The sequence below is a fragment of the Streptomyces sp. HM190 genome (assembly GCF_009857135.1).
GTDB classification, from domain to species: domain Bacteria; phylum Actinomycetota; class Actinomycetes; order Streptomycetales; family Streptomycetaceae; genus Streptomyces; species Streptomyces heilongjiangensis.
In genome coordinates, this window is the sequence record NZ_CP047318.1 from 6,916,378 (window position 1) to 6,932,991 (window position 16,614).

The window sequence follows — 16,614 nt, forward strand, 5'->3', positions numbered from 1 at the left end:
CCGATGGCTGTCACGGTGACGAGCGCTGCCCGCATCCAGGAATCCATCCAGTCCACCTCCGTGGTCTCCGGCTGACACCCACAGATCTCGCCCCGCGGCGCCCCTGACGGGCCCGCGCGAGGCCGCCGGGACCACCCTTGTGAAGGGTCTCCCTTGACTTTCTCCGGCTCTCCTTCCGGTTCCGCCTCCTCTGCCTCCGCCCTCGCTCCCTACGGCTGGGACGACGCCTGGGCGGACGCCTTCGCCCCGTACGACGCCGAGGGCCTCGTCGCCGGGCGGGTCGTCCGGGTCGACCGGGGGCAGTGCGACGTCGTCACGGCAGACGGCCCGCTGCGGGCCGACACCGCGTTCGTCACCCCGCACGACCCGATGCGGGTCGTGTGCACCGGCGACTGGGTCGCCGTCGAACCTGCGGGCGACCCCCGCTATGTCCGCACCTACCTGCCCCGCCGCAGCGCGTTCGTGCGCTCCACCTCCTCCAAGCGCGCCGAGGGCCAGATCCTCGCCGCCAACGTCGACCACGCCGTCGTCGCCGTGTCGCTCGCCGTGGAACTCGACCTCGGCCGCGTCGAACGGTTCCTCGCGCTGGCCTGGGAGTCCGGGGCGCAACCCGTGGTCGTGCTCACCAAGGCCGACCTCGTACCGGACGCTGTGACGCTCGCGTACCTGGTGCAGGACGTCGAGACGACCGCCCCCGGCGTCCCCGTCATCCCCGTCAGCTCCACCACCGGCGAGGGCCTCGACGTCCTCGGCGCGGTGCTCTCCGGCGGCACCTCCGTGCTGCTCGGGCAGTCCGGCGCGGGCAAGTCGACCCTCGCCAACGCGCTGCTCGGGGAGGACGTCATGGACGTCCAGGCCACCCGCGACGTCGACGGCAAGGGCCGGCACACCACCACCACCCGCAACCTCCTCGCCCTCCCCGGCGGCGGAGTGCTCATCGACACCCCCGGACTGCGCGGCGTCGGCCTCTGGGATGCCGAGACCGGCGTCAACCAGGTCTTCGCCGAGATCGAGGAACTCGGGGCGCGCTGCCGCTTCCACGACTGCGCGCACGTCGCCGAGCCGGGCTGCGCGGTTCTCCAGGCGGTCGACAGGGGTGACCTGTCCCCGCGCCGTCTGGAGAGCTACCGCAAGCTCCTCCGCGAGAACCAGCGCATCGTCGCCAAGAGCGACGCCCGCCTGCGCGCGGAGATCCGCAAGGAGTGGAAGCGCAGGGGCGCGGCGGGCCGCGCGGCGATGGAGGCGAAGCGCGGCGGCCGTCACTAGTGCCGCGACCGGCAACGTTCGCCCCGTCGCGACGGTGGGCACGCACTCTCGCCGCACCGGGCACAAGCCCGAGTACATCCCGTACGAGGACGTGCGCCCGGCACGCCGAGAGCACGCACCGCACGCCGCTCCTCGACGGGCGAACGTCACCTGCCGCGGCACCAGCCTCCGGCACGAGGCCCCCGGAGGGCGGGCGGCAGGCCCGTCCCTCCAGGGGCCGGCCGGCCCCTGGAGCCGGCCCGGTCCACCTTGAGCGGGGCCGGGCGTCCGGCGGTGCCCACGCAGCCTGCGGCGCGGGCGAGGCCCGTCGACGTGGAGAACCGTGTCCGAATCCCGCCAGCCGAACCCTTCGTCGTCACCGAGACTGGAACCGTGGAGGACATCGAGGACACCAGGTACGAGGCCGTGCGAAGCCGGGACGCCCGCTTCGACGGCACCTTCTTCTTCGCCGTCACGACCACCGGTATCTACTGCCGCCCCAGCTGCCCCGCGGTGACCCCGAAACGGCACAACGTCCGCTTCCACCCCACCGCGGCGGCAGCTCAGCAGGCCGGGTTCCGGGCCTGCCGCCGCTGCCGTCCCGACACCACCCCCGGCTCGGCCGAGTGGAACGTCCGCGCGGACGCCGTGGCCCGCGCCATGCGCCTCATCGCGGACGGCGTCGTCGACCGCGAGGGCGTCGCCGGACTCGCCGGACGGCTCGGCTACAGCACCCGCCAGATCCAGCGGCAGCTCACCGCGGAGGTGGGCGCGGGCCCCGTCGCCCTCGCCCGCGCGCAACGAGCCCACACCGCCCGCGTCCTCCTGCGGACCACGAGCCTGCCGATCACGGAGATCGCCTTCGCCTCCGGCTTCGCGAGCGTCCGCCAGTTCAACGACACGATCCGCGCGATCTACGCGGCGACCCCCACGGACCTGCGCGCCGCACCTCCCGCGGTCCGGCGCCCGGCCACCTCCGCCCGCTCGCGTCCCGGCACCCCCACCGCCCCGGGAGGAGGCGCCCGCGCAGCCCGCGCCGCCTCCGCCGAGGGCACCGGCATCCCGTCCGCCGGTATCCCCCTGCGCCTCGCCCACCGCGGCCCCCACCAGTCCACCGCCCTGTTCGACGTCCTCGCCGCCGAGGCGATCCCCGGCGTCGAGGAACTCAGCGGCCCCCGGGGCCGCCGCACCTACCGCCGCACCCTGCGCCTGCCCTACGGCACCGGGATCGCCGAGGTCGACGAACGTCCGGGCACCGGCGGCCGCGACCGCTCGGCCCCCGCGCCCGGCCGCCCCGGCGGCTGGCTGGACGCCCGCCTCCACCTCACCGACCCCCGCGACCTCACCACCGCCGTGCAGCGGCTGCGGCGGCTCTTCGACCTCGACGCCGATCCGTACGCCGTCGACGAGCGCCTCGGCGCCGACGAGCGGCTCGCCCCGCTGGTCGCCGCCCGGCCCGGCCTGCGCTCACCGGGGGCGGCGGACCCGGAGGAGTTCGCGATCCGGGCCCTCGCCGGCCCGGCGGAAGCCGCACGCCTCGTACAGACGTACGGCAAGGCCCTGGACGCCCCGCACGGGACGCTCACCCACCTCTTCCCCGAACCGGCCGCGCTGGCCGACGCCGACACCCGCGGCCCCCTCCGCGCGCTCGCCACGGCCCTCGCCGACGGCGCCGTACGCCTCGACGTGGGCGCCGACCGCGACGAGGCCGAGGCCGCGCTGCTCGCCCTGCCCGGCATGGACCCGCGCACCGTCGCCGAGATCCGCACCCGCGCCCTCGGCGACCCGGACGTGGCCCCGCCGGACACCCCCCTGCCCGACGCCTGGCGGCCCTGGCGCTCGTACGCCCTGCGCCACCTGCACCCGGCATCCCGGAGCACCGGATGACAACGCCCCCACCAGTAACGACGACCAGACCGATGGCACCGAGGAGCACAGCCGTGAGCGCCGCACAGCGTACCTACTGCACCACCGTCGACAGCCCCGTCGGCCCCCTTCTCCTGACCGCCGACGCGTCCGGCGTGCTCACCTCCCTGTCCGTGCCGGAGCAGAAGGGCGGCCGGGTGCCGCTCCCGGAATGGCGCCACGACCCGGCACCCTTCCGGGAGGCCGTGGAGCAGCTCGCCGCCTACTTCGCCGGGGAACTCAAGGAGTTCCGGCTCCCGACGCGTGCCGAGGGCACGGAGTTCCGGCAGCGGGTCTGGGCCGCCCTCGACGACGTGCCGTACGGCGCTACCACCACGTACGGCGCCATCGCCTCCCGTATCGGCGCGCCCCGGGCCGCCGTCCGGGCCGTCGGCGGCGCGATCGGTGCCAACCCGCTGCTCATCCTCCGCCCCTGCCACCGGGTGATCGGTGCGGACGGCACCCTCACGGGTTACGCCGGCGGCCTCGACCGCAAGCGTCAGCTGCTCGGCCTGGAGGGAGCTCTCCTGGCGGAGTGAGACGGGGCGGGACGGGCGGGCCGGGGCGGGGGAGGCCGCTCAGCGGCCGAACACCGCCCCCAGCCACGCCCCGGCGATGAGCAGGCAGGCGAAGAGTTCCGCCAGCACGCTGGAGCCACCGGACCGCATGGCCGTGCGGGCGGCTGCCAGCGCCTCGCGGTGCCGGCCGAGCCGGAGCCGTTCGGAGAGGTAGATCCCGCCGACGAAGCCCGGGATCGCGCCGACCACCGGCACGAGGACGAAACCCAGGAGCGCCCCGACACCGGCGTACACCGCCATGCGGGGGGAGGCGCCGCTCAGCTCCAGGCGACGGGGAGCCAGCATCCAGCGGACCGCCCGGGACAGCAGCAGGACGGTCGTGGAGCCGACCAGCACCCACCAGGCAACCGGGCGGGGCTCCTCCAGCGCCCACCACATCACCCCGGCCCACACCAGCAAGGACCCCGGCACACCCGGCACCAGCACTCCGCACAGGCCGAGCAGCACGACCACGCCGACCAGCAGGAGTTCCCACGCTCCCATCTGCCCAGGGTGCAGGACCGCACGAGAAACCGCAGGTCAGGGAGGAGGCCTTGGTGTCGGCCGTGGCCTGGCACCGGGAGGCCGCGACCCGTCCGCCGCCGTCCCGCTCCGCGAGACGGCGCGCCCCCAGGCGGACCCGGGCGGACGGTCCCGCACCACCCCCGCGGACGCGGAACGACGGGCGCCCCCGGAGAGTCCTCCCGTCCCTCGACTCCCTTTTCTCGCACCAGAGTTCGACGTGTAATGCGACACGCCGTGCGGCCGTCGGCCCTACGAGCTGATTTTCTGGATGCCCCGTTTTCATACGGCTGTTGAGGTGGACAATTACGGGCATGAGTCAGCAGGGGGAGAGGCCGACCGGTCATGAGGACGACTGGTGGCGGCAGTTGTACGACGACGCCAGTGGGGACACGGGGCCCTCGGTCGCGGCCGATTCCCTCGACGACCGGTTCGCCTCCGCGGCGAACACGGTCGCGAACGGGCCGGCGGCGCCACCGAACGGGACGGGGCCGACCGACCCGCCGAGCGCGCGCCGACCCCGGGCCGCCGAACCGGACGGCCCCAGCGGTACGGCCACCGGAAGCACCGGCCCCGGCAGCCCCGCCGCCCCGGTCCCGACAGGACCGTCGGACCCCCCGGCCACCGGGCCCCGCCCGGACGGTGGGTCCCTTTCTGACAGGGCCTCCCGCTCGGACAGGGTCCCGCCGCAGGGCTCCCCCGACCGTCCTGGGCCTGCTCCCACCCCGGCCCCCGAGCCGTCCCCTCCGCCGCAGGACTCCGATCCCGCCACCGCCGCCCTGCGCCGCAGCGGCCTGCACCCTCAGCCGGCCCCGTGGGAGCCGCCGCCCGTCGCCTCACCACCGCCCGACGGTTCCTCGCCCGCCCACCCGCCGTCGACGGACCGCACCGCGCCGCCCGCCGAGCAGTCCCCGACCGGGCGGCAGCCCCGCGCGGGGGGCCGGCCTCCAGCCGGTGGCCGGCCCCCCGCGGACGGCCGGCTGCCGTCCGCCCCGCCGTCGGCAGCCGCCCAGCAGCCGACGGGAGACCGGACCCCGTCCGCCGAGCAGCCCCCAGCCGGTGGCCGGCCCCCGTCAGGCGGTCCGTTCGGATCCGGGGGACAGCCTCCGGCGCCCCCCGCTCAGCCCCCTTCGGCCGAGGCGCCGGAGCCCGGGGTCTTCCCACCCGGGCCGAGGCCCCCCGGGTTCCGTGCGGATGCGTCGCGTGGGCGGCCGTCCGGCGGCGCGGCCACGGGCGGCGCGGCCCTCGGCGATGCGGCCCCCGGTGGCGCGGGCACACCGCCCCGGCCGGATGCGCTGCCCGGTTCCGCCTCCCCGTCGTCGAGGCGGTCGGGGCAGCCCGGCTCGTCCTGGCCGCCGGGACCCTGGGCGCGCCCGGCCGGACCGACCCGCTCCGGAACGGGCCCGCTGACCTCCACCCCCTGGTCGCACCCCGCCCCACCTCCGGCCCCACCCCTCGTCCCGCCCCCGCCCACCGGTGCCGTACCACCCCCGCCCTCCGGGTCGGTGCCGCCCGCCCCCGACCGCCCCGCACCCGACCCCGCCGGCCCTCCGACCCCGCCCCCACCCACCGACGCCGCCCCCTTCGCGCAGCGTCCCGCCGACCCCCAGCCGGCCCTCGCCCCGCCCGGCACCCCCGCCCCGGACGCCCCACCGGAAACAGTGCCTCCCGCCCCGGACCGTCCCCCGGTCCCCGGCGCCCCGGCGGCTGCCGCCGCGCCGTCCGGTCCCGCCGCCCCCGAGCCCTCCGACGCGCGGCCCGACGCGGACGTGGACCCGCGCACCCTCCAGGCGCGGGAGGTCAGGCTCGCCACCGGGAGCCGGCCGGTGCACGTGGACCACGTGGGGTCCGGGCCGCCGACGTACGACCCGGAGCCGACCGCCCTGCCGCCGGCCGACCCGGACGATCTCGGCGACCTGGTCGCGGACACGGTGCTCGACGGGGCTTGCTACGGCGCTTGCACCCTGCGTGCCGTCTCCCTGCGCGGCGACTCGGCGCGCTACCGCGGCGAACCGCGCCGGGACGCGCTGCTGACCGCCCGGTTCGGCGTGGGCGAGCAGGCCCTGGTGCTGGTGGCGATGGCGACCGGCGGCCGGGCGACCCCGGGCGCGCACCGGGCTGCGGCCGAGGCGTGCCGGTGGATCGCGCAGGCCGTCGGGCGTAGCCACGCCCGTCTGGCGGAGGACATCAGGGGCGCCCGGCGCGGCGAGCTGAAGTCGGGGCTGCACCGTCTCACCGACCGCTGCCTCGGCAGACTCCGCGCGAGCGGGGTCGAGCAGGGGCTCGACCCGGACGAGTACACCGCGAGCCTGCGCTGTCTGCTGCTCCCGGCCGACCCCCGGTGCCGTACCCGGGTGTTCTTCGGGGTCGGGACGGGGGGACTGTTCCGGCTGCGGGGCGGGGAATGGCAGGACATCGAGCCACGGGTCGCGGAGTCCGCCGGGGCGCCGGTGGTCGGATTCGGCTCGCTGCCGCACGAGACCCCCGAGGGCGACCGGCTCACCATGGACCTCGGCATCGCGACCCCGCCGAGCCCGTACGAACCCGCCCCCGCGCCGCCCCGCGCACCCTTCCGGTTCCGTGCCTCCGTGGCCCGCGAGGGCGACGTCCTGCTCCTGTGCACCCCGGGGCTCGCCGACCCCCTGCGGGGCGAGGAACAACTCGCCGACCACCTCGCGGCCCGCTGGCGCACCGGCGAGCCGCCGGGCCTCGCCGCCTATCTCGCCGACGCCCAGGTCCGCGTCAAGGGGTACGCGGACGACCGCACGGCGGCGGCCGTCTGGGAGGCCTGACCACCGCGCCCGGCCATCGCGCCCGATCGCAGCCACACGGGCAGCGGGACCGCCGGACACGTGGGCCGCGTGGAGCGGGCGGACCGGGGTAGGCGGAGGTCGGCACGTACGGCTCCCGCCGGGCGGCCCTTGCCGGGCTGCCGTACCGGCCCGTTTGGCCCGTACCAGCGTCTGATTTCAGCCAATGAACATCATCCTCGCCGAGCGGTCCGTCCGTACTGCTGGTGCGGGGCTCGTCCGCCCGTCCCGTGCCGTCGCGACACGGCCGAATCCCCCGTCCCACGTGGAAGGTCGGCCGGGACCACGGGGTCGAATGCCGGCCGCCCGGCCGGGGCGCGCCGTCGGGTTCGCCGGTGTGTGAGGGGGTTTTCCGGGGCGGGAAGCGCTGTCTTCCGGCACCGACGGCTGGCTTGACCCTGTGCGTTTGAAGGCGTACGGAGGGTCGTTGGCGATTCGGCATGAGTGCCGCGATCCGGACCGGGCAAGGATCCCCGTGTGCGTGTTCGAGCAGGAGGGGAATCGGTCATCGGCGCGTGGGCGGGGGTCATGAAGAGGCAGGCGCGAGGAGGCGGTCCCGTGGCGATCGGGGCGTCCTCGGCGGAAGCGGTGGAGGAAGAGACCGACGACGTGCCGGCGCAGCCCGGTGCCGGTCGGCTCAGCCGCAGACTCGGGCGGGCGGATCTCCGGGCGGTGCCCGAGTCCCGCAAGGCCCTGCGGGAGTTGCTGCGGCAGTGGGGGCGGCCGGGACGATCGGAGATAGCGGAACTGCTCACCAGTGAGCTGGTCACCAACGCACTGATCCACACCGACGACGACGCGGTGCTGACCGCCACGGTCTCACCCCGCGGACTCCACGTGGAGGTGCGGGACTTCGTGGCCCGCAGGCCCCGACCGAGGACGGCGCAGACCGAGGACGGCACCAACGGCCGCGGTCTCCTCCTCGTGCAGTCCCTCGCCGACGCCTGGGGGGTACGGTCGCACGGGGTGGGCAAGTCGGTCTGGTTCGACCTCGACGGCGGCCTCACCTGAGTGCTGTCCCGTGATCCCCGGCGGGCGCACGGCGTCGGCTACGGCACCTCGCCGCGTTGTCGGAACGCCCGCATACATCCAGTATGCGGACGCTCCTCCGCCTTGCGATGCACCGTATCCGACGCCGTGCGCTGATCCACCGCGGGTTACGGGACAGCCCTCAGGGCGTGCCGCGGCGCTGGAAGCGGAAACGGACAGGGGCGCGGCTGCTGCCGCGCCCCTGTCCGATGGTGTGTCCGGACTCAGCCGAACTGCTGCTCAAGGTCCTTGAGCTTCCGCTCCAGGGAGTCCAGTCGTGGCAGGGCCATTGTGTCGTCCTCCGCGGTGAGGTCCACGGTGATCGACTTGTCAGAGCCGTTGCGCACGGGCTGCAGGGAGGGGCGGGTGCGCACGGGCAGGGGCTCCGGCGCCGATATGGCAGGCTCCGAGACCGCCTGTGCCGGGACGCGCTCCACGGTGGTGTCCACCTGGCGCTGGCCGCCGCCACCGCCACCGCCGCCACCACGGCCGGGCAGTCCGCGGTGCCCGCGGCTGATGGCCTTGAGGTGGGCACGCTCCAGACGCTCCTGCTCCCGCTTGCGTGCGCGGGTCTCCTCCTTGAGGCGCTTGTCTTCGCGCACCTCGTCCACGGCCTCGTCCAGGCTGCGCACGCCCTCCAGAAGCATGAGCGACCAGGCCCTGTACGTCTCGCGCGGAGCCCGCAGCCAGCGGACCACACGGATCTGCGGCAGCGGACGCGGCACCAGGCCCTGCTCGCGCAGCGCGGCGCGGCGGGTCTGCTTCAGCGCGCGGTCGAACAGCACCGCGGCGGACAGGGACATGCCGGCGAAGAACTGCGGGGCGCCGTCATGACCGAGGCCACGGGGCGCGTGCACCCAGTTGAACCAGGCAGCGGCGCCCGCGAACGTCCACACGAGTATGCGGGAGCCGAGAGCGGCGTCACCGTGGCTGGCCTCGCGGACCGCGAGCACCGAGCAGAACATGGCGGCGCCGTCCAGGCCGAACGGGACCAGGTACTGCCACCCGTTGGTGAGGCCCAGGTTCTGTTCACCGAACCCGACCAGGCCCCGGAAGGACAGCGCCGCGGCGACCGCGGCACAGCAGAACAGAAGGATGTAGGAGGCCGTGCCGTACAGGGCCTCCTTGCGCCGGCGGCGCTCCTCACTGCGTTCCCACGAATCCTCGGTCTTAGCGTGCTCCCCGGAGCGCTTGCCGCGCGCGAGCACCGCCACCGCCGCCAGCATGCCCAGGAGCAGTACGGCGCCCGGAAGCAGCCAGTTCAGCGATATGTCGGTCAATCTCATCAGGGGTCCCTTGCATTGGGATAGGGCGTAACGCCCGCCATAGTGGCCCAATCCTCGCGGCCCTCAGGGGGTTTCGGGGCAAGAGACCGCCAAGGAAGTGCAATGAGTGACGCCAGGCGGCATTCTGCTCGAACTGCCGCGCGAGGGACGGGAGTTGAGTGCGAGTGAGATTACCCGTTCGAGTGGTTCTACGGAAAGTTCCCGTGATGAGTGAGGAATTTGTGAACCACCTGTAACCCAACGAGGGTCCCACCCGGAGTGGATCTTACGCCACATGCCCCCGCCGATGGCCGGGGGGTCCCGTTCCGCCCCGCGGGAGACGGACCGTCAGGCGGCCGCGGGCGCCGACAGCTTGGCGATCCGATCGGCGTCGCAGGTGCGCGGGCAGGTGACGCACATGTCCTCGGGGGCCAGCGTGTAGTACATGCAGCAGCTCGCCCGCTCCCGTGTCGGCAGCGGCTCGCCGCCGGGCCCGGCCAGGTCGCGGAACCCCGCGGAGCCCACGTACGGCCGGGTCGTGCCCGGCAGCAGCAGCTCCAGTTCCCGCCGGCACCGCTCCCGCTCGTCGGGGCCGAGCAGTTCGGCGACGTACCAGATGCCCTCCACGATCTCGTCGGTCGCCATGCCCCACAGGGCGCGGCCGCGCCGCCGCATCCGCGGGCCGAAGCCGCCGAGGACCGGTTCTATGTGCTCGGCGAAGGCGGCGCGCACCTCGGCCCGCAGCGCCTCCTCGTCCGGGACCACGCGTGCGCCGGGCGCGGTGGCGGCCGGATCGCCGGGCAGGCAGCTGAACGTCTCGCCGCGGACCGCCAGCCGGCTCCGCTCCCGCTGGAACGCCACGTGCTCCGCCGGGAAGCGCGGCACCCGGCGCTCCAGGAACCAGGGGACGGTGAAGAGGAGGCACGCGTACCAGGAGTAGCGGTGCAGTCCGAAGGTGGCCACGACGTCCGGGCGTCCCGTGCGCCCGTGGTCCCGGAGGACCTGGTCCTCGTCCCACGCCAGGAACGCGTCCAGGTCCGCGCCGCCCGCCGCGAGTCCGGCGGCGCTGACCCATCCCTCCCCTTCGGGCAATGGATCCGTGGGGGAGAGTTCTGTCACGCTCATCACGGGCAGGACCTCGGTCAACCGCGCGTAGGCGGCCGTCAGGGGCGACGTGCGCGCGGGGGAGACCGGTGCCGGTGCGGAGTGGGGCATACGGGGACCGCCGTTTCGCCGTCGCTGCCAGGTAAGGCTTACCTTACCCGAGGCTCGCTCTGGGTGGTCCGGGTTTGAACTGAGGGCATGTGCGCCTATGGTGCTTAACGACCGGTAACAACCCCAGTGGTGACCAACCGCCCCCGGGCGCCGGTGGTCGCACCGGTCGGCCGCACCGCCCCACGCATGTGGACCCATGACTCGGCTCGGAGGAGGACCTGTGAACCAGGCCGGACCGCGTTCGCGCCAGGCCCCCGCCGCGAGTGCGCCGGACGCCGCCCGGCCGGCCACGGCCTACCGCGTGCCCGCGCAGCCGGGGGTGACGGACGTGGACCGGGAGCGGGGCCGCGCCGCGGCCGCCGGCCGCCGCGACACCGCCCCGACCGGTGAGGCGGGACGCCGCGACGCCGTGCCGCCGGCCGGTACGGCCCGCCGTGCGGGTGCGCCGCCGGTCGACACCGCCCGCGGTGAGCACACCCACAGTGAGACGCCCATCCCCCTCGCCCGTGGCCGCGGCAACAAGGACGACACGGAGCCCGGCGGGTCCCGGCCGCCGGGGCGTCCCGTCGTGCAGCGGGCCTCCGTACGCGGTCAGATCCTCGACGCGCTGCGGGCCGCGCTCGCCGCCGGTGAGCTGGCGCCCGGCGAGGTGTACTCGGCGCCCGCGCTCGGCGAGCGGTTCGGGGTCTCGGCGACCCCGGTCCGTGAGGCGATGCAGCAACTGGCCATCGAGGGCGCCGTCGAGGTCGTGCCCAACCGGGGCTTCCGGGTCGTGCGGCGCGGCGCCCGTGAGCTGGCCGAACTGGCGGAGGTGCGGGCGCTGCTCCAGGTGCCGGTGATCCTGCGGCTCGCGCGGACCCTGCCGGCCGGCAGCTGGGCCGAGCTGAGGCCGCTGGCCGAGGAGACGGCACGGGCGGCGTCCTCCGGATGCCGGGCGACCTACGGGGAGGCGGACCGGGCCTTCCACCGTGGGATGCTGTCGCTGGCCGGCAACGAGCAGTTGGTGCAGGTCGCGGACGACCTGCACCGCAGGAGCCAGCTGCCGCTGACCACCGGGCCCGCGGGGACGCGGATCGAGCTGATGGCCGACGCGGCGGAGCACATCGCGCTGCTGGACGCGCTGGCCGCGGGCGACCTCGAAGCCGTGGAGTGCCTCATGGGGAACCACTTCGGCGGGGTGGTCTAGGGCGTGTTGCGAAAGTCCCGTCTGCCCGGCGGCGTCTGGTGCGCACGCTCGCCGCGTTGTCGGGATCACCCCGATACCACCGGTATCCGGGGGGCGACCCTCCGCCGTGCGATCGCACGCACCAGACGCCGCCGAGCCTGCCCTTCGGGCAGACGACGCTACTTTCAAAACACGCCCTGGGCTTGTTCTTTTTCTTCCGGGCTCGAATCGTGTGTCGAACTGGGTCGCTCACCTGGGGATTCGCCGGACGTGGGGGCGGCCCTCGTCTGATCCTGTGCTCCGACCAAGGTGCACGTGACCAAGACGAAGGCCGTGAGGGTGAGTCTGCTGCCTGATGCTGTACGGAGGGAAGCGTTCGCGGAGGCGTCACGCTTCCGGGACGAGTTCTACGAGTGTCTGACCGCTCGGCGCGATGAGTTGTTCGAGTTGGTGGACGCGGTGCTGTGCGCGGACGGTGCGGTGAAGTCACCGGTGGATCTGACGTTGCTGCCCGAGCACCGGCGTGGGCACGGAGCGATGTACGGCGGCTTGAATCACGGCAGGATCGACGTCGGCCAACTGCGGACAGTGCTGGCAGGGCTGCCGCTGCCGCGTTTCGATGGTGGACGCCTGGTTCTGGCGGTCGATGTGTCACCGTGGCTGCGTTCGGACGCGCCGTGCTCGGCGGAGCGGCTGTTCTGCCACGTGTATGGCCGGGCGAAGACGGCGTCGCAGTTCATTCCGGGCTGGCCCTACTCCTTTGTCGCCGTGCTGGAGCCGGGTGCCACCTCCTGGACCGCGATCCTGGACGCGGTCCGGCTGGGTCCGGTGGACGACGCGACCGCCGTCACGGCAGACCAGCTGAGAGGTGTCGTCGAGCGGCTCATGGCCGCTGGTCAGTGGCAGGCCGGGGACCCGGCCATCGTGATCGTCAGTGACGCGGGCTACGACGTGACCCGTCTGGCCTGGGTGCTGCGCGACCTGCCGGTTGAGCTGGTCGGCCGGGTCCGCTCCGACCGCGTCATGCGTCTACCGAAGCCACCGCGGATGCACGGCGTCAACGGCCGGCCGCCCAAGCACGGTCCGGAGTTCCGGTTCACCAGACCGGAGACCTGGCCGGAGCCCGCAATCACCACGATCACGGACACCAGCAACTACGGCAAGGCCGAGACCCAGGCATGGGACCGGGTCCATCCCCGGCTCACTCACCGTTCCTCGTGGCTGGACCATGAGGGCGAACTTCCCCTGGTGGAAGGGACGTTGATCCGGCTGAAGGTTGAGCACTTGTCGAAGGAACGAGATGCTCCGCCGGTGTGGTTGTGGTCCTCGAAGACCGGCGCCACCTCGGACGACGTGGACCGCTTCTGGCAGGTGTTCCTCCGCCGCTTCGACCTGGAGCACACCTTCCGCTTCGCGAAGCAGACCCTGGGCTGGACCACGCCGAAACTCCGCACTCCTCAGGCCGCGGACCGCTGGACCTGGCTCCTGATCGTCGCTCACACCCAGCTCAGACTCGCCCGGACACTCGCTGAGGACCTCCGCCGACCGTGGGAGAAACCCACCACCTCCGGCCGGCTCACCCCGGCCCGTGTCCGCCGGGGGTTCAGGAACATCCGCGCTCACCTCGCCTGCCCGAGCCGTGTTCCCAAACCTCGTGGCACCGGTCCCGGGCGGCCACCCGGCGCCAAGAACAAACGCCGGGCACCCCGCTACGACGTCGGGAAAACCGTCAAACGCCCCGAGACCCTCAAGGCCATCGGCAAGCCCGGAAGATCTTGGTAGATAAAGAACAAGCTGGGGGCAGTCGTCGGACCCCTTCGCCGCCCGGAGGGCGGTCCTGCGGCGTCCGGCTCTCGCGTCACCAGGTCCCGTTACGGCCCGGCCCCGCGCTCACGCCGTGGCCGCCGGTGGGGCCAGTTGGCGGGCGAGCCAGGTCGGTACGCCGCCCAGCAGGCGGAAGAGGCGGCGGGCCTCCTCGCGGAGGCGGGACGCCTCCGGTTCGGGCTCGGCGTCGGCGAGTGACGCGAGCGCGGGGGCCGTACCCACCAGATAGCCCAACTCCTCGCGGATGCGCAGGGATTCGGCGAAGCCGTGGCGTGCCTCGGCCAACTCGCCCTCCCGCAGGGCGAGTCCCGCCAGATGGCGCCAGGTGAACGACTGCAGCAGCAGGTCGTCGTGGGCGGTGGCGCCGGCATGGGCGCGGCGGTAGGCGGCGCGTGCGGCCTGCGGGGCGTCGGCGAGGTTCTCCGCGAGGAGGCCCCGGCGGAAGTCGAGCAGCGCCCGGCCGGGCGCGCCCGGCGCGATCAGGGCGGCCGCCCGGCCCAGCGCGGCCCGCGCCTCGTCCGAGCGGTCACGGACGCCGAGCAGCGTGGCCGCGTACGCCAGCTGGCCCCGCTCACAGGCCGCCGCGCCCCGCTCGTCGTCGGTCCGGGCCTGCGCCTCGGCCGTGCGCAGCGCGTCCTCGGCCTCCTCCCAGCCCTGCTCGGTGTAGAGGCAGCGTTCGACGAGGAGCGCGGTGCGCTGCAGCGCGGCCCGTGGGCTGACGGGTTCGACGAGAGCGGCCGCGTCGACCCAGCACGCTCGTGAACGCAGGCGCCATACCGCGGTCTGGAGTGGATCGTCGCCGGCGGTCGTTCCGTAACCAGACATGGCGGTATGCGCCACGTTGCCCTCCCCGAGCACACCGTTGAGCCTTGAGTTGGTGGCGGCATCTCAACACGAATGGCCGGGCTGGCCAAGAGGGTGGGTGAAAGAATTCACAAAGTCATGGGGTGCGGAGGGCGCACTTCGATCTTCGTCCACCACCCCCCGTGCTCCGGGGCGTCAGCGCCAACTCGCCCCGCGCGGGCGCTAACTCATCCGCAGCGCCAGGAAGAAGTCCAGCTTGTCCTCCAGCCGGGACAGGTCCCGCCCCGTCAACTGCTCGATGCGGCCCACCCGGTAGCGCAGCGTGTTGACGTGCAGGTGGAGGCGGGCCGCGCAGCGGGTCCAGGACCCGTCGCACTCCAGGAACGCCTCCAGGGTGGGGATCAGCTCGGCCCGGTGGCGGCGGTCGTAGTCGCGCAGCGGGTCCAGGAGCCGGGCGGTGAAGGCACGGCGGACGTCGTCGGGCACGAAGGGCAGCAGCAGGACGTGGGAGGCCAGTTCCTGGTGGCCGGCCGCGCAGACCCGGCCGGGACGGGCCGCCGCCACCCGGCGGGCGTGCCGGGCCTCCTCCAGGGCGCCCCGCAGCCCTTCCGCCGAGTGCACGGCCGCGCTGACGCCGAGGGTGAGCCGCCCGTCGCCGTCGAGCCCGGCCGACAGCGGCTCCCGTACGGCCGCGAGCAGGGTGTCGGCGTGGATGCCCGACGCGGAGCCACCGGGCTCCGCCGCGACGGCGGGCAGCGGGACGAGCGCGATGGCCTCGTCACCCGTGTGGGCGACGGCGATCCGGTCCGACTGCTCGGGGCCGGTCGCCCGCGGGTCCACGAGGATCTCCTCCAGCAGCGGCTGCGCCACCGGCCCGGTGCCGATCCCCTCCGCCCGGCGCCCGCCCGCGTCCCCGGCCGCTGAGCCCTGCTCCTCCCACTCGACCCGCGCCACGACGACCTGCCAGTGCGGGGCCGCCCCGAGGCCCGGCAGCAGCACCGGCGCGGCGACCCGCAGCCGGGCCGCGATCTCGGCGGGCGCCGCACCCGCCTGCACCAGCTCCAGGACCTCCTGGGCGAGCCGGCGCCGTACCGAGCGGGCGGCGTCGCGGCGGTCCCGCTCGACGGCGATCAGCTGGGTGACACCGTGCAGCAGGTCGAGCCGCTCGGCGGGCCAGTCGCCGGCGTCCGCCTCGACCGCGAGCAGCCAGTCGGACAGCACCCTCTCGCGCGCGTCCCGGGCGGCGGCGTTCCCGGTGCGGCCCGCGCCGCCGATGGGGAACAGCGAGTACGTCGTCGTCCCGACGCCCACCCGGTGCGGCCCCCGCCGCCCCGTACGGGCCGCCGCCAGGTGCTCGCCGGCCAGCCGCGCGCACAGCTCGGCGGGCAGGGCCGGCCCCGCGCCCCTGGGTCCCGCGACGAGGCGGCCGACCGGGGAGAGGACCCAGGCCCGCAGGTCCAGGTCGGAGCCCAGCAGATCGAGGACCACGTCCGGGCCGCCGCCCGCCGGGCCGGACGTCATCATCCGGCGGTGGCGGTCCACGACGGCAGCCAGGTCCCCGGCGCGCTCGCCGGACACCTGCCGCACGACGTGCTCGGTGATCGTCGCGAAGGCCACCGACTCGTTGACCGCCAGCAGCGGCAGCCGGTGCCGGGCGCAGGCCACGACGAGGTCCTCGGGGATGTCGCCCAGCTCGGCCTCGCCGGCCGCCAGGGCGGTGACCCCGGCGCCGACGAGGATCCGGACGAAGGGTTCGGAGTCGGCGGCGTCATGGCGCCAGGCCAGGCCGGTGAGCACCAGTTCGCCGCCGGAGAGGTAGCGGCTGGGGTCCCGCAGGTCGGTGGTCATGACACCCCGTACGGTGCGGTCCAGCTCGTCCTCGCCGCCGAGCAGCCGCAGACCCAGCGCGTCGGTGTCCAGCAGTGCGCGCAGGCGCATTCTCGTCGCCGCCGTTCCTGTCTCGAAATCTGTGGTCGGTTCGCCCGGAGGGCGCCCCGGTGGCTTCCGGAGGAGGGTGGTCACCGAAGGCCGGGACACGTGCGGGGCGTGGCCTGGGACTTTCGAAAACCGACCCGTCCCGCTCCAGATGTGTGCTGCGTGTTTCCAGAGCAGAACGAGGAGGTTGCGGAGGGCCTCCGTTCATACGAATCTACAAGATGAGCCCCCTGGCCAGGCAACTCCTTCATGGTTTCCGTGACTGACCGGGGCGCGCGAGGGCGCTGTGTACTGGCATCGACCCCTCATGAACAGCACATGGACGAGCCGGGCCCGCC

12 protein-coding genes are annotated in these 16,614 nt (G+C 74.4%); 7 read left to right on the forward strand and 5 right to left on the reverse strand.

All coding sequences use genetic code 11. The features are described from left to right. The first annotated feature begins 153 nt into the window (after positions 1–153). The 3 genes from rsgA to GSY65_RS29600 all read left to right on the forward strand — a co-directional run bounded on the left by rsgA (position 154) and on the right by GSY65_RS29600 (position 3,689). Positions 154–1,266 (forward strand): ribosome small subunit-dependent GTPase A, encoded by a 1,113-nt coding sequence (gene rsgA, locus GSY65_RS29590; RefSeq protein WP_159774371.1) that lies wholly within the window; start codon positions 154–156, stop codon positions 1,264–1,266. Positions 1,267–1,638: 372 nt separating this feature from the next. Then, positions 1,639–3,132, forward strand: coding sequence for an AlkA N-terminal domain-containing protein (locus GSY65_RS29595; RefSeq protein WP_159774373.1), 1,494 nt, complete (start codon positions 1,639–1,641; stop codon positions 3,130–3,132). Continuing rightward, positions 3,129–3,689 carry a methylated-DNA--[protein]-cysteine S-methyltransferase gene (locus tag GSY65_RS29600; protein WP_443043262.1) on the forward strand — a complete coding sequence of 187 codons (561 nt, stop codon included), beginning with the start codon at positions 3,129–3,131 and terminating at the stop codon, positions 3,687–3,689. Before GSY65_RS29595 ends, GSY65_RS29600 begins: the two co-directional genes overlap by 4 nt. 39 nt (positions 3,690–3,728) lie before the next feature. Here GSY65_RS29600 and GSY65_RS29605 read toward each other — a convergent pair whose 3' ends face one another. Next, positions 3,729–4,211 (reverse strand): DUF456 domain-containing protein, encoded by a 483-nt coding sequence (locus GSY65_RS29605; RefSeq protein ID WP_159774377.1) that lies wholly within the window; start codon positions 4,209–4,211, stop codon positions 3,729–3,731. Between the two features lie 998 nt (positions 4,212–5,209). Between GSY65_RS29605 and GSY65_RS29610 the strand changes: the two genes are divergently transcribed. Further along, a complete protein-coding gene (locus GSY65_RS29610; protein WP_443043307.1) occupies positions 5,210–7,021 on the forward strand; it encodes a protein phosphatase 2C domain-containing protein in 1,812 nt (603 codons plus the stop codon). Between the two features lie 546 nt (positions 7,022–7,567). Next, the gene (locus GSY65_RS29615; RefSeq protein ID WP_159774379.1) at positions 7,568–8,050 is read left to right on the forward strand and encodes an ATP-binding protein; all 483 of its coding nucleotides are present in this window, start codon (positions 7,568–7,570) and stop codon (positions 8,048–8,050) included. 242 nt (positions 8,051–8,292) lie between these two features. Here the strand turns inward: GSY65_RS29615 and GSY65_RS29620 are convergent, their stop codons facing one another. Both GSY65_RS29620 and GSY65_RS29625 read right to left on the reverse strand, forming a co-directional pair. Continuing rightward, a complete protein-coding gene (locus GSY65_RS29620; protein ID WP_159774381.1) occupies positions 8,293–9,354 on the reverse strand; it encodes a DUF2637 domain-containing protein in 1,062 nt (353 codons plus the stop codon). A 327-nt stretch (positions 9,355–9,681) separates the two neighbouring features. Further along, positions 9,682–10,548 (reverse strand): (2Fe-2S)-binding protein, encoded by an 867-nt coding sequence (locus GSY65_RS29625; protein WP_201452709.1) that lies wholly within the window; start codon positions 10,546–10,548, stop codon positions 9,682–9,684. Positions 10,549–10,768: 220 nt separating this feature from the next. Here GSY65_RS29625 and GSY65_RS29630 point away from each other — a divergent pair, with 220 nt between their 5' ends. After that, positions 10,769–11,734 (forward strand): GntR family transcriptional regulator, encoded by a 966-nt coding sequence (locus GSY65_RS29630; RefSeq protein ID WP_236580109.1) that lies wholly within the window; start codon positions 10,769–10,771, stop codon positions 11,732–11,734. Between the two features lie 318 nt (positions 11,735–12,052). After that, entirely contained in the window at positions 12,053–13,495 is a 1,443-nt protein-coding gene (locus GSY65_RS29635) for an NF041680 family putative transposase (protein ID WP_159775849.1), read from the forward strand. A 108-nt stretch (positions 13,496–13,603) separates the two neighbouring features. Here the strand turns inward: GSY65_RS29635 and GSY65_RS29640 are convergent, their stop codons facing one another. Further along, positions 13,604–14,377: a hypothetical protein gene (locus GSY65_RS29640; protein ID WP_159774385.1), complete on the reverse strand. Its 774-nt coding sequence runs from the start codon at positions 14,375–14,377 to the stop codon at positions 13,604–13,606. A gap of 186 nt (positions 14,378–14,563) precedes the next feature. Further along, positions 14,564–16,279, reverse strand: a complete 1,716-nt coding sequence (locus GSY65_RS29645; protein WP_159774387.1) for a PucR family transcriptional regulator ligand-binding domain-containing protein — start codon at positions 16,277–16,279, stop codon at positions 14,564–14,566. Positions 16,280–16,614: the final 335 nt, after the last annotated feature.

Coding starts and splice junctions, on each gene's coding strand:
- GSY65_RS29600 (WP_443043262.1), top strand. CDS start 3,129: ATGACAACGCCCCCACCAGTAACGACGACCAGACCGATGGCACCGAGG.
- GSY65_RS29605 (WP_159774377.1), bottom strand. CDS start 4,211: ATGGGAGCGTGGGAACTCCTGCTGGTCGGCGTGGTCGTGCTGCTCGGC.
- GSY65_RS29615 (WP_159774379.1), top strand. CDS start 7,568: ATGAAGAGGCAGGCGCGAGGAGGCGGTCCCGTGGCGATCGGGGCGTCC.
- GSY65_RS29620 (WP_159774381.1), bottom strand. CDS start 9,354: ATGAGATTGACCGACATATCGCTGAACTGGCTGCTTCCGGGCGCCGTA.
- GSY65_RS29625 (WP_201452709.1), bottom strand. CDS start 10,548: ATGCCCCACTCCGCACCGGCACCGGTCTCCCCCGCGCGCACGTCGCCC.
- GSY65_RS29645 (WP_159774387.1), bottom strand. CDS start 16,279: ATGCGCCTGCGCGCACTGCTGGACACCGACGCGCTGGGTCTGCGGCTG.